The 13,542-nt window shown below is 58.8% G+C and carries 11 protein-coding genes; 8 read left to right on the top strand and 3 right to left on the bottom strand.

Features of this window, described 5'->3' with window-relative positions; translation table 11 throughout:
- Window positions 1-80: 80 nt before the first annotated feature.
- Entirely contained in the window at window positions 81-2,357 is a 2,277-nt protein-coding gene (locus OOF89_RS08710) for a histidine kinase N-terminal 7TM domain-containing protein (protein WP_266075230.1), read from the bottom strand.
- Between the two features lie 188 nt (window positions 2,358-2,545).
- Between OOF89_RS08710 and OOF89_RS08705 the strand changes: the two genes are divergently transcribed.
- The 8 genes from OOF89_RS08705 to OOF89_RS08670 all read left to right on the top strand — a co-directional run bounded on the left by OOF89_RS08705 (window position 2,546) and on the right by OOF89_RS08670 (window position 11,784).
- On the top strand, window positions 2,546-5,032 hold the full coding sequence (locus OOF89_RS08705) for a DNA topoisomerase I (protein WP_266075228.1): 2,487 nt from the start codon (window positions 2,546-2,548) through the stop codon (window positions 5,030-5,032).
- Between the two features lie 397 nt (window positions 5,033-5,429).
- Complete coding sequence (locus OOF89_RS08700; RefSeq protein WP_266075226.1) at window positions 5,430-6,152, top strand: phosphoglycerol geranylgeranyltransferase; 723 nt, start codon at window positions 5,430-5,432, stop codon at window positions 6,150-6,152.
- Window positions 6,153-6,325: 173 nt separating this feature from the next.
- Window positions 6,326-7,210 carry an ABC transporter ATP-binding protein gene (locus tag OOF89_RS08695; RefSeq protein ID WP_266075224.1) on the top strand — a complete coding sequence of 295 codons (885 nt, stop codon included), beginning with the start codon at window positions 6,326-6,328 and terminating at the stop codon, window positions 7,208-7,210.
- Window positions 7,203-7,994, top strand: coding sequence for an ABC transporter permease subunit (locus OOF89_RS08690; protein WP_266075222.1), 792 nt, complete (start codon window positions 7,203-7,205; stop codon window positions 7,992-7,994). The genes OOF89_RS08695 and OOF89_RS08690 overlap by 8 nt, the downstream gene beginning before the upstream one ends.
- A complete protein-coding gene (locus tag OOF89_RS08685) occupies window positions 7,991-8,602 on the top strand; it encodes a TetR/AcrR family transcriptional regulator (RefSeq protein WP_266075220.1) in 612 nt (203 codons plus the stop codon). Before OOF89_RS08690 ends, OOF89_RS08685 begins: the two co-directional genes overlap by 4 nt.
- A gap of 71 nt (window positions 8,603-8,673) precedes the next feature.
- Window positions 8,674-9,972: an aspartate--tRNA(Asn) ligase gene (gene aspS / locus OOF89_RS08680; RefSeq protein ID WP_266075219.1), complete on the top strand. Its 1,299-nt coding sequence runs from the start codon at window positions 8,674-8,676 to the stop codon at window positions 9,970-9,972.
- A 118-nt stretch (window positions 9,973-10,090) separates the two neighbouring features.
- Entirely contained in the window at window positions 10,091-10,924 is an 834-nt protein-coding gene (locus OOF89_RS08675) for a pantoate kinase (RefSeq protein WP_266075216.1), read from the top strand.
- A gap of 116 nt (window positions 10,925-11,040) precedes the next feature.
- On the top strand, window positions 11,041-11,784 hold the full coding sequence (locus tag OOF89_RS08670; RefSeq protein ID WP_266075214.1) for a 4-phosphopantoate--beta-alanine ligase: 744 nt from the start codon (window positions 11,041-11,043) through the stop codon (window positions 11,782-11,784).
- A 216-nt stretch (window positions 11,785-12,000) separates the two neighbouring features.
- Here OOF89_RS08670 and OOF89_RS08665 read toward each other — a convergent pair whose 3' ends face one another.
- Window positions 12,001-13,233 carry a digeranylgeranylglycerophospholipid reductase gene (locus OOF89_RS08665; protein WP_266075212.1) on the bottom strand — a complete coding sequence of 411 codons (1,233 nt, stop codon included), beginning with the start codon at window positions 13,231-13,233 and terminating at the stop codon, window positions 12,001-12,003.
- Window positions 13,230-13,430, bottom strand: a complete 201-nt coding sequence (locus OOF89_RS08660; RefSeq protein ID WP_266075210.1) for a hypothetical protein — start codon at window positions 13,428-13,430, stop codon at window positions 13,230-13,232. Before OOF89_RS08660 ends, OOF89_RS08665 begins: the two co-directional genes overlap by 4 nt.
- Between the last annotated feature and the right edge of the window lie 112 nt (window positions 13,431-13,542).

The following is a 13,542-nucleotide window of genomic DNA, read 5'->3' as shown; positions in this document are numbered from 1 at the left end:
CCGATTCCGAAATTCGAAGCGAATTGGATGGTCTGGAAGCATCCCGCCCTCGCCGGATTTCGCGGAGGGGATATGGTGAACTATATGAACGGAGCGTCGGGGGGTTCGACAGGGAACGTAAGAACAGCGACAGTTCCGCCGTCGTTCGCATCCTCGAACCAAACATCGCCATCGTATCGGTCCATCATCACACGGACGAAGTAGAGACCGAAACCGATAGAGCCGGATGACGCCGACGTGACGTTTCGGTCGAACACCTCCGATTTCATCCCATCGGGAATACCCGGGCCATCGTCTTCGATCTCGACTCGGACGATTTCATCCGATCCCCACGCCCGAACAGTGAGCGTTGGAAACGACTGGTCGTTGTGCTCGACCGCGTTCAGGAGGACGTTTTCCAGTACTTCACCGAGGAGTTCGTTACCCGATATGAACAAGTCGTGTTCGATATCAGCCTCGACTTCGACGTTTGGATACGTCGTCCGTATCTTCGTCGCTTTTCGGGACAGGGTTTCCGAGAGCGAAAGCGTCGTCAGCGGCATTGACTCCGCATCCGTAATCGTCCGACTGGCCGACCGCACTTTCTGTGTCAACTTCCCGATATCCTCGCTCCATTCACGTACGGTTTCGAGATGCGGCTTGCCATCCGTCCCCACGTGTTCGTCGAGCAGTTCGAGATTACCGTTAATGACCGTGATTCCGTTCAAAATATCGTGACGGAGGACACCGTTGAAGAACTCGATTTGCTCGTTTCGCTTCTCGACCATCGCTTGACTTTCGCGTAGTTCCGTCTCTCGCCGCGCACGGTCCAGTGCTGATTCAGTCGTCGTCGCCAGAATCTCGGCAAACCGTCGGTCGTTATCGGTGAACGCCCGCTTTTTCGGGTCGCTTCCGACACCGAGGACGCCATGTTCTCCGAGCGGGAACAACAGCAAACACCCGACTGAAAAACGATTGTACCACGTTTCAGAGAGTTCAGTTGGGGATTCGTGGACGCCCGGAACACCGGACTCGAATACGTCCCACATGGAGTCATCCGCTCGATGAAAAGTTATCTCACCATCGGTGCTGTCGGCAAGCACACCCGTCATGGCGACGGTTTGGAGAATTGTCTCGCTTTCGTCGGGGAAAACGATAGCCGAGTAGGGATGATCCAATACCTCGTCCGCAGTTTCGACTGCGATCTGTGCGATTTCTTCCTCGTGTTTGGAGTCCATCAATCGACGCGTTGCCGACTGGAGGGCGCGGAGCGTCTCTTCGCGGTGCTTTCGATCGGTTATTTCTCGAAGAACGAGGATGTCGCCACGTCGAATACCGTGATGGTCGTATATCGGAGTCAAGCGCGGGTCGTACACCGCGGTTTCCGCGACAGGGTCGTCAACGAAACCACTGGACGTGACGTCATCGGAACCATCGACAGCCCGGTTAGTCGTGCCGCCATCCGCTTGGGGTCGTGACGGTGAGAAGGATTTCCCCATCCAAACGGCATCGAGCAGGCCAGGAAGGACGGACTCGACGTCCTCCCCGATGGCGTTCTGTGAATCAAACAGCGCCACTGCCATCGGGTTGTATTCGACGATTTGACCGTCAGAAACGACGATAACTGGATCTTCCATCTCCGACAGCACGACTTCCGAGGCCAGCGGTGTTACGTCGAGAAAGTCGTATCTGAAAAGCGCGAGGGCGATGAACATGCCGCCGCCAGCGAAAAAGATGGGGGTCAAATCGAGAACCGCGTTTGAAGCGACAAACATCGACGCGCCGGTTCCGACGAGCGGAAACAGGCCCGCGAGGACGACCACGACCGTTTGTCTTCGATACAGTCGATCCGCTTGTGCGAGGAATACGATGAGGAACGTGAATCCGGAGACGATGACCACGAACAGATAGGCGAGATGGAAGTAGAACGTCGGTCCATGGGAAACTGATAGGGTCGTCAGGCCGCCAATCGATACCAGTGTCGCGCTCTCGTTGACAAACCCGTGTTCGGGGGTGAGGAGCGACACGGCGGTGTACATCACTGGTTCCGCCCAAATAAGTGGCATCGTGGCCGGAGTCAACCAATCGTCCCGACCGGTGTACTCCAGTGTGAAACTCAGCCACAGGATGGGAACTGTTGACGCACAGATCCCGATCAACGAACCCCAGAGAATGGCCTGTGAGCGTGCCGAAGCCGTAAAAAAGAGCAGGGAGAGAAAACACCAGCCGGAAATAACGAGCATGAGCGACGCAAACGATGCGGAACCCGGGACGTCCCGGTTCGACCACCCGTGTCGCGCGAGCACAAAACTGACGGCGCCACCGACGGTCGTCCCACAGAGTACGATACCGCCCGCAGGTGTGAAGGGACCAAACATAGCGCAGGGTGTGTGTCCGTACGAGTCACCATTACATAGCCATTTCTTTCATTATCACCATAGATAATCGAAACGCGACGGCGCTCAAAACCCCCGTCCGTGGGGATGGTTTCCGCTCGGCGAAACGTTTACCAGCACGATACCCGTAGCCGAGGGCGATGACCGACGCGAACCGGGGTGGTGTGTGAGTGGAACTCATAATCACCGAGAAGGACAACGCGGCGCGCCGAATCGCCGACATTCTATCCGGCGAGAGTGCCGACGCCGACCGACAAAACGGCGTCAACGTCTACAAATGGGGCGGCAAACGATGTATCGGCCTGTCAGGTCACGTCGTCGGGGTTGATTTTCCCCCGGAGTACAACGACTGGCGTGACGTGGAACCGGTCGAACTCATCGATGCTGACATCGAGAAACAGCCGACCAAGGAGAACATCGTTCGAACGCTACGCCTATTGGCACGCGACGCAGACCGCGTGACGATTGCGACAGACTACGACCGCGAGGGCGAGCTCATCGGGAAAGAAGCGTGGGAGCTCGTTCGCGAAGTGAACGAGGACGTGCCCGTCAACAGGGTTCGATTCTCCTCCATTACGCAAAACGAAGTCACCTCAGCCTTCGAAAATCCCGACGAACTCGACTTCGACCTCGCGGCGGCAGGCGAAGCACGGCAGATAATCGACCTCATCTGGGGTGCCGCGCTGACCCGTTTCCTCTCGCTTTCGTCCCGACAACTCGGCAACGATTTCATCAGCGTGGGTCGGGTACAGAGTCCGACGCTGAAGCTCATCGTGGACCGAGAACGGGAGATCCAAGCGTTCGACCCGGAGGATTACTGGGAACTGTTCGCCGACCTCAAGAAGGCCGAAGAGGAGTTCGAAGCCCAATACTTCTACCGCGACGAGGACGGCAACGAAGCCGAGCGAGTATGGGACGAAGAGGCGGCGAAAGAAGCGTACGAAACGCTTCGTGAGGCGACCCAAGCGACGGTTGAGCGCGTCTCACGGCGGACGCGAACCGACGATCCGCCGGCGCCATTCAACACGACGCAGTTCATCCGCGCGGCAGGCAGTTTGGGTCATTCGGCCCAACGCGCGATGAGCATCGCGGAGGACCTCTACACGGCCGGATATATCACCTACCCGCGTACCGACAACACGGTTTATCCGGACGATTTGGATCCCGAGGAGCTGCTCGATACGTTCGTCGGGAACTACCATTTCAGCGACGATGCGGAGCGTTTGCTGGACCGGGAGGACGACATCGAACCGACCGAAGGTGACGAAGAAACCACCGACCACCCGCCAATTCACCCGACCGAGGACGTTCCAACGAAAGGCGAACTGAGCGACGACGAGTGGGAGATCTACGAACTCGTCGTTCGGCGCTTTTTCGCCACCGTCGCCGAGAGTGCGAGATGGGAACACCTCAAGGTGGTCGCCATGGTGTCGGAACTGTCGCTCAAGGCAAACGGAAAACGGTTGCTCGAAGAGGGATACCACGCGGTTTATCCGTACTTCAACACCAGCGAGAACTACGTACCGAACGTCGAAGAAGGCGAACACGTGGACGTGACGGACACACGAATCGAGGACAAGGAAACCCAACCACCGCGACGGTACGGTCAGTCACGACTCATCGAGAAGATGGAGAAGATGGGGATCGGGACGAAATCGACCCGCCACAACACGATTCAGAAACTGTACGACCGTGGTTATCTCGAAAGCGACCCGCCACGACCGACGCGCCTCGCACAGTCGGTCGTGTCGGCCGCGGAGGATTACGCCGACCTCGTCGTGAGCGAGAGTATGACCCGTGAGTTGGAACAGGACATGACCGCCATCGCCGAAGGCGAAGCGGAATTGGACGACGTGGCGGACTCCTCCCGCGAAATCCTCGCGACCGTGTTCGACGAGCTAGAAGAATCGCGCGAGGAAATCGGGAAACAGTTGAAGCAGTCGCTGAAGGCGGACAAAACCCTCGGGCCGTGCCCGGACTGTGGCGAGGACCTCCTCGTGCGGCAGAGTCGCAGAGGGTCACACTTCGTCGGCTGTGACGGCTATCCGGACTGCACCTACACGCTTCCGCTCCCGAACAAGGGCAAACCGCTCATCCTGGAGGAGACATGCGACGACCACGACCTCCGAGAGGTGAAGATACTCGCCGGACGGGGAACCTTCGTCCACGGCTGTCCGCTGTGCAAGGCGGAGGCGGCCGAAGAAGCCGAGGACCGAGTTATCGGTGACTGCCCGGACTGTGGCGAGGAACACGGTGGAGAGCTTGCCATCAAGCAACTCCAAACCGGCTCTCGCCTCGTCGGTTGTACGCGCTATCCGGAGTGTGAATATTCGCTCCCGCTGCCGCGACGTGGCGACATCGAGGTGACCGACGAGACCTGTGACGAACACGACCTGCCGGAACTCGTCGTGGACAACGGCGACGAACCGTGGGAACTCGGCTGTCCGATCTGCAATTACGAGGAGTTCAAACAAAGCGAGGAAAAGAGCGGCCTCGAAGTCATCGACGGCATCGGCGCGAAAACCGCCGAAAAGCTCGCCGAAATCGGCATCGAGAACATCGAGGATTTGAAAAACGCCGAAGTCGAGTCCGTCGCGGACCAAGTCAACGGAGTGAGCGAAGACAGACTGCGCGGGTGGCAGGCGAAGGCGGATTGAGGAACGACCTCGATCTCCGGGTTTTTGTTGGTAACGAGCAGAACCCGAGAAGAGCATCCGGTCGCGAACGAGGAGACGCAATATATTTCCTCGTTCGGGATCGGCCGGTGACACAACCGCCGAGAATCGGCAACCGACACGGCCACCAGAAATCAGCCATCGACACGACCGGAGCGAGCCAGGTCGCTCACCACGAGCGAGGAGCAAGCGACGAGCGAGCGGGCCGACAACCGAGCGGAGCGACGCGAAGTGAGGGAGGAGTGCTTTTAGTCCAGCTTTTGCCGGGAGACCAGCAGAGGCCAGCGTCATGATGATGCTGGCCTCTGCCCTCGACTGAAGCAAAAGGTGGTAGTGCGTTCCGAAGCAGTTTTAGCCGACAGTTTTGAAAGGAAGGCTAATGACTGCGCCTTGGGACGACTGGAACCACATCATCAAACTCGACCCGGACAAGAGCCTCGCGGGTGACGATACCTTCGAGGACGTCTGTGAGACCGGCACGGACGCCATCGAAATCGGCGGGACGCTCGACATGACGCGGGAAAAGATGCAATCGGTCATCGACGCCTGCGCGAAATACGACGTCGCGCTCTATCAGGAACCGAGCAATCCAGCGGTCGTCGTGGACGATGACGCGCTCGATGGCTATCTCGTTCCGATCGTGCTCAATGCGGGGGATATCGCGTGGATGACCGGCTTCCACAAGGAGTGGGTGAAGACGAGCGACGTCGATTGGGAAACGACGACGACGGAAGCGTACATCGTCATGAATCCGGAAGCGAGCGTCGCCGAACTCACCGACGCTGACTGTGACCAGTCGGCCGAAGACGTCGCGGCATATGCCGAAATCGCCGAGCAGATGTACGGCCAGGAGATCGTCTACATCGAGTACTCCGGAACCTTCGGCGACCCGAAAGTCGTCGCCGCGGCACAGGAAAAACTGGACGAGGCGACACTGTTCTACGGCGGTGGCATTCACGATTACGAGTCTGCGCACACGATGGCCCAGCACGCGGACACCATCATCGTCGGGGACCTCGTCCACGACGAGGGGGTCGAAGCCGTTCGTGAGACGGTCGAAGGGGCGAGAGACGCGAAGAAGGCGCATCTAGAATCGGCGTAACCTCCGAAGCGATCGCTGAGTTTTCGGTCATCTGTGTCGACGAACGTGAGCGACAGCGTCGGTGATGACTGCTATTTCGGGAGCGATAGCCGACGGAATCCCCTACGACGTTCAAGAATACATGAACGAAATATTCATGAATTCATGAAACGAGTATCCATACGGAAAAGCATATGTCGGCACTCGAAACAAACAGACTCACGAAGTACTACGGTGAGACGCGAGGTATCGAACACCTAGACCTCACCGTCGAGGTGGGCGAAGTCTTCGGTTTCCTCGGCCCGAACGGGGCCGGAAAGACGACGACGATTCGGACACTACTGGGGTTCATCGCTCCCACTGAAGGTGATGCGACGATTCTCGGCCGAGATGTCGCGAGCGAAACCGACCTCATCGAAGCCAAACGTCGAATCGGTTACCTCCCTAGCGATCCCGGGTTCGACGAGGGAACGACCGGAGAACGGTTTCTGGACTATCAGGCGTCGTTGAAGGGTGACGAGCGACGCGCCGAACTGCTCGAACTGTTCGACCCCCCCATCGACCGAAAGATCGAGGAGTACTCGCGCGGAAACAAGCAGAAACTCGCCATCATCTCGGCGTTCATGCACGACCCCGACCTCGTGATCATGGACGAACCGACGTCGGGACTCGACCCGCTGATGCAGGACCGGTTCTACGATTTCGTCCAGGCAGAGCAGGGGACGGGAACGACGGTTTTCTTCTCCAGTCACATCCTGAGCGAAGTCCGCAAGGTATGTGACAGGGTCGGCATCATCCGCGACGGACGACTCGTCACGACCGAAGACGTGGAGACGCTGCTCGATAGAAGTGGCAAGCGCGTCAGAGTGCGAACAGCGAAACCTGTCGAACCGAGCGACTTCGACTTTGCGGGAGTTCACGACCTCAGCGTGGACGGCGAGGTTCGATTCACCTTTACCGGGGAGTACGACACGCTCATCGACCAGCTCGACCAGTATCAGTTAATAGATCTAGACGTGGAAGAAGCGCCGCTCGACGAAGTGTTCATGCGGTTCTACGGCGAGGAAGCGCATGTTTGAAATCGCTCGATACGAGGGGAAAAGGCGTGTTCGAGGGTCGCTGGCGCTTGGCGGACTGCTCGCCCTGATGTCGCTCCTGTTTATCGGATTTTTCCCCTCGGTGACGAACTCCGGCGTCGATTTGGACGCCTATCTCGAGAGTATGCCACCTGCACTACAGGCGACGTTCGGGGAGGCCTCGCTGACGACGATAGAGGGTTTTCTGGCGATCGAAATGTATCAGTTTTTCTGGCTCCTGCTTCTCGGCGTCTACGTCGCCTACGTCGCGGGAGCACTCATCGCGGGGGACGAGGAGCGCGGCCGGATGGACATCCTCCTCGCCACACCAATCAGCCGAACGACCGTGGTCATCGAGAAGTTCTGCTCGCTCGGCACGCCGATACTGGTGGTGAACGTCGCCGTACCGGTCGCCGTCTTCCTCGGCGTCGTACTGGTCGGCGAATCGATCGACGTGACCGACTTGGTGATGGTCCATCTGCTGTCGATTCCGTACCTACTTGCCTGCGGTGCGATCGGACTCCTTCTATCCGTCGTCGCAGGAAAAACGGACCTCGCACAGCGTGGTGGACTCGGTGCGGTGTTCGGTCTGTTCTTACTCGACTCGATCGGCGAGTCGGCGGGGATGGATTGGGTCGGCGGACTGAGTCCGACCCAATACTACGACCCGACTGCGATCCTCGTGAGCGGTGAATACGATTGGACCGGCGTAGCCGTGTTACTCATCGGAACTGTGATACTCGTGTCAGTGAGCGTGTACCTTTTCCAACGGAGGGACGTCCGATGAGAGGGTTCGACGAAGAGGAGCGCGAACGGATCCGTCACGAGCTGATCGAAGCGGGTCGTGATCTGTTCGCTCAGTACGGCCTCCGGAAAACGACGATTGCCGACCTCACGGATGCTGTCGGTATCGCAAACGGGACGTTTTACCAGTTTTTCGACTCGAAGGAGTCACTGTATTTCGAAGTCATCCAAGCGGAAGGTCACGAAGTCGCGGACGAGTTGGTCGCAAACTCGCTCGGGGCGGAGGCGGATCCGGAACGAGCGATTCGGAAATTCCTCGGTGGGTTGGTGGAGACGATGGAGGAAAACCAGCTGTTTCGGCAGTTGTTGGCGGGCGACGAATTGGAGGGGATGATGCGCGCGATGGACGACGTTCCGGAGGGGGAAATGGAGATACGGCGTGCTGACTCGTTGGCGTACGTAGTGCCGTACATCGAGAAGTGGCAAGCGGAAGGGGACGTTCGCGATGGCGACCCCGTCGCCATCGCCGGCACGATGGGCGCGGTGAAGTTCATCCCGCCGTATCGTGAACAGTTCGGTGAGGAGTACTATCCCGCCGTCCGCGACATGCTCATCGAGACCATCGCTGCGGGATTGACGCGCCAGGACTGACACATCCGAGTTGACACGACGGACGGAGTGAAACGAACGCGTTTAAGGCCGCCCCGGAAGAACTGCGGCGTATGCAGAACCGAACCTACACTGCGGATGCCGAACCCGGTGACACCGTCACGGTGGCCGGCTGGGTACACGAAATCCGTGACCTCGGTGGAATCGCATTCATCATCGTCCGCGACACGACGGGCAAGATTCAGGTCAAGTTCGAGAAGGACGAGATGGACGACGACCTCGTCGAAACCGGACTCGGCGTCAACCGAGAGAGCGTCGTTCAGATAACGGGCGACGTGAAAGAGGAACCCCGCGCTCCGACGGACGTCGAAATCGTCCCGACGGACGTGGAGGTCATCGCGTCCGCGGAACCCGAACTGCCGCTCGACCCCAGTGGAAAGGTCGATGCCGACCTCTCGACCCGACTCGACAACCGGACCCTCGACGCACGAAAAGGCGACGTGGAAGCCGTGTTCAAGATTCGCGGCGAAGTGCTTCGCGCCGTCCGCGAGCAGTTCCGAGAACTCGGATGCAGCGAAATCAACACGCCAAAAATAGTGGCAACCGGGACGGAAGGTGGAACGGAACTGTTCCCCATCACCTACTTCGGCGAGGAGGCGTTCATGAACCAGTCCCCACAGCTGTTCAAACAGCTGATGGTCGGCAGCGGATTGGAACGCGTGTTCGAAATCGGTCCGATCTTCCGTGCAGAAGAGCACAACACGCCGCGCCACCTGAACGAAGCGACCAGCATCGACTTCGAGAGCGCGTTCTACAACCACGAAGAAGCGATGGACGCGTGTGAATCGGTCGTCAAAGCGGCATATGAGGCCGTCGCCGAGAACTGCCAGGACGAACTCGACGCACTCGATGTCGATTTCGAAGTACCGGACGGCGACTTCCCACGGCTGACCTACGAGGAGGCAATCGAACGAATCAACGCGACCGGTGAACTGGACGAGATGCTCGTCTGGGGCGACGACCTACCGACCGAGGGTGAGAAGGCACTCGGCGAAGATGTCGGAACGCACTACTTCATCACCGACTGGCCGAGCGAGATCAAACCGTTCTACATCAAGGACCACGACGACGACGAGGAGCTCTCGACCGGGTTCGACATGATGCATCCACGCATGGAACTCGTCTCGGGTGGGCAACGTGAACACCGCTACGAGAAACTCGTGGACGGCTTCGAACAGCAAGGTCTCGACCCCGAGGCCTTCGATTACTACACGAAGATGTTCAAATACGGCATGCCGCCACACGCCGGTTGGGGTCTCGGTGGCGAGCGTCTCATCATGACGATGCTCGGACTGGACAACATCCGCGAGGCCGTGTTGTTCCCACGAGACCGACAGCGATTGAGTCCGTAGATAAATCCGCGTTCCGCGCGATATCGGCTTTTTTCCGCATTCGACCAACCGACCACACCACTGCCGAGTGACGACGACGAATTTTAAGGGTTATACGCTGTCGCCCGAAAACGACGGTATGAGCGACGAGGCAGGTCGTGCGTTCGTTCCCGGACACGTCACGGGGTTTTTCAGCATCCACGAGGCGGACGACCCCAAACAAGCCGGGTCGCGTGGGGCAGGGCTGACGCTTTCGGAGGGCGTGACTGTGACCGTCGAACCCGCAGCGGAGGCGAGTATCGAGTTGAACGGTGAGTTCGCCGCAGTCGAGGCCGGGAGACGCGTCCTCGACGAATTGGACGTTACAGCACAGGTGTCCGCCGAAACCGACCTTCCACTCGGTGCAGGATTCGGCGTTTCGGGCGCACTCGCACTCGGGACGGCGTTCGCCGCCAACGATGCGTTCGACCGGGGACGGTCGGAAAACGAACTGGTGACGCTCGCCCACAGCGCGGAGGTCAAAGCAGGAACCGGTCTCGGAGACGTGGTAGCCCAAGCACGCGGTGGCGTCCCCATCCGCCTCGAACCCGGCGCGCCGGAGTACAATCGCCTCGACGGAATCCCGACACGAGCACGCATCGAATACGCGTCACTCGGCGAACTCTCAACTGCGGAAGTGCTCTCGGGAAGCACCGACCGACTCTCTCGGGCGGGTGTCGATGCACTCGTCGCGCTGGTGAACGAACCGACGCTCGATTCGTTCATGCGTCAATCCCGTGCGTTCGCCGAGGAAACCGGCTTACTCACCGACGAGGTCCGAGCGGTAATCGAGGATGTTCACGATGTCGGTGGACAGGCCTCGATGGCCATGCTGGGTGAAACCGTATTCGCACTCGATACCGGTCTCTCCGACGCCGGTTACGACGCTATGGCGTGCGAAACGCATCACGCTGGAGCAACACTGCTCGAATAATCCGCCTTGTCCGAACCGACAGACAACCCCGCTCCAAAGCGCCATCTCGGAACTGCCGCTGGTAGCGAGTCATCGAAAAGCGAACTGTTTTTTCGGTCTCACTGCGGAAAACGACCATGACCGACGAGGTGGAGATTCCCGAGGACCATCCCCGTTACCAATCACTTCTCACGCGCCACCGCATCGAAGCGGGCGTCGAAAAGGGTATCACGAGCAGGCAAGGTCTCATCGCGGAGGGTCGAGGGGAGTCCTTCGATTATCTGCTCGGGGAGGAAACGCTCCCGAGCGCGGACGAAGCAGAGCGGGCCGCGGCCGCACAGTTACTTCTCGCTGAGCACGCCGTCCTCTCGGTCAACGGAAACGTCGCAGCGCTCGTTCCCGGCGAAATCGTGGACCTCGCCGATTCGACCGGTGCGGACATCGAGGTCAACCTGTTCAACCGCACGGACGAACGAATGCAAGCCATCGCCGATCACCTGCACGAACATGGTGCCGAGGATGTGAAGGGACTCACCGCGGATGCCCGAATTCCCGGATTGGAACACGAACGCGCGAAGGTAGACGAAGACGGAATTTTCACCGCGGACGTGGTGCTCGTTCCGCTGGAGGACGGCGACCGAGCGGAAGCGCTCGCCGAGATGGGAAAGACGGAACTCGTCATCGACCTCAATCCGCTCTCGCGGTCCCCGCGAACCGCCGCGGTTCCGATTATCGACAACATCATCCGAGCAGTGCCGAACATGACCGCCCACGCACGCGCCTTGGCCGATGTGTCCCGTGAGGAACTAGAAACCATCGTTAACGAGTTTGATCGGCAAGAAGCGCTGGACGACGCTGAAAGCGCTATCCGGGATCTGTAACGACGGGAGGATCGTCGAGGGAGCGGAATAGACGTCGATTTCGAAGACGATGGTAGTGAAGCGGTTGCAGGCAACGAGGTCGATGTTGAGACGGTGAACGCTACAGTCGTTACGCATAATGCGCTTACCGACTGCGACTACGGCAGTCCGGTCTCGATATTCGAATCAAACGAGAGGTGTTCCGTAGCGAATCGACTTTCCAAAACAGGAACCACTTCAGAGTGGCAGTTGTTCCTTGGCGAACCGCTTCAGCAGCGGTATGTCCTCCCAGTGGAGGAGTTCCAGAATACCTCGAATCTTTCCGGCGTTCGCGTTGCTTCGTACGTCACTGCCGATTCGTTTCAGGTCCCGCACCAATGTGTCGTAGCGCTCGTTTTCGGCGAGGTACAGTAGTTGGGTCATGAGCAGTCGAGTCCGCATCTGTGGAGCGACATCGCCGTGCCAGAGTTTGTTGTAGATGGACATCTTGTCGGCAGACGTGTCGGACTCGCCAGTCATGAAGCATCGGTCAGCAGTTATCGCCGCGGCGCGACCGGATTTCATCCCGGTGTGAATACCCTCTCCCCAAAGCGGGTCGATGGTCGGAACGGTATCCCCAACTGCCATGAAGTTGTCCGTGCTGAGGCTTCCCGGCATCTGGATGTGAGCCGACCCGCGATGCTGCTTTCCGGGGATTCGTTCTGCGCTCTCGAATCGTGGGTCGTTGTCGAGCCAATACTGCATGTAATCGTCGATACCCATCCCATCCTTCGCGTAATCGTGATGGCTCTCGTTCTGGATATAACAGAGGCCCACCTTCGCAGTATCTTCACCGGTGTGGAAAATCCACGAATAGCCACCCGGTGCGAGTTCGTGGTCGAGTCGGAGCATCATCGCGTCGGTGAGGTCTGCGTACCCATCGCAATCCATATCGACGCCGTCCAGTTCGTACTCGACGCCGATGGCCTGGTTTTCCCGCTTGAGATTGCTCACACCGAGACTCTTCGCGAGAGGGGCGCTCGGTCCGGTTGCATCGACGATGATGTCGCCGTACACTTCCTGATTCCCGCTGTGGCGAACGCCCACGATCTCGTTTCCTTCCATGATGGGCTTCGAAACACGCGACTCGAACCAGTATTCCGCACCTTCCTCGCGGCCATCCTCGACCAAAAACCGCTTGAAATCCGCGAATTCGAGAACTGCGCCGGGCTGTTCCTGAACGAAATGCTCGTTCGGTGATTCGAGAACGACGTTGTCTGTGTAGTTCATGACCACGTCGTCCGGAATTCCGAACGCGGCCATCATCGAGGAAAACGTCCCCGCCGTGGATTTATTGCTCTGTTTCGGGAACTCGTCTTCCCCCTCGACTTCGAGGACGACCACGTCGTGTCCCCGTTGAGCCAAATCCCGCGCACACTGTGCCCCGGCGGGACCGGCACCGGCAACGATGACGTCGAAATGCTCAGTCATACAATCGCCTCGGTGACGGAGAGATATGTCGTTTCCTTTTCGGGTTCGAACGTTCGAATCGGCACATCAAAACCGACCGAATCGCGGGGGGTCGTCACACGAACTCGGTCGATGTCGGAGGGCGCAGTGAAAACGGTCGCCGAGGTGAACTGGCATCCCACCCCACCGACGGCATTGTCGCATGTTTCCGCAGTCATCTTTACACGGTGTTACTGGCCATCTCATAAAAAACAGGCACAAACGCCGCGAGAACGAGGGAATCAGTCGGAGCCGGAGGGACAGAAAACGCCCTCGTTTTCTGGTTCGTCG

This window comes from Haladaptatus caseinilyticus (assembly GCF_026248685.1).
GTDB classification, from domain to species: Archaea; Halobacteriota; Halobacteria; order Halobacteriales; family Haladaptataceae; genus Haladaptatus; species Haladaptatus caseinilyticus.
Note: the sequence above shows the minus strand (reverse complement) of the source record. Positions and strands in the feature narration are given on the sequence as shown.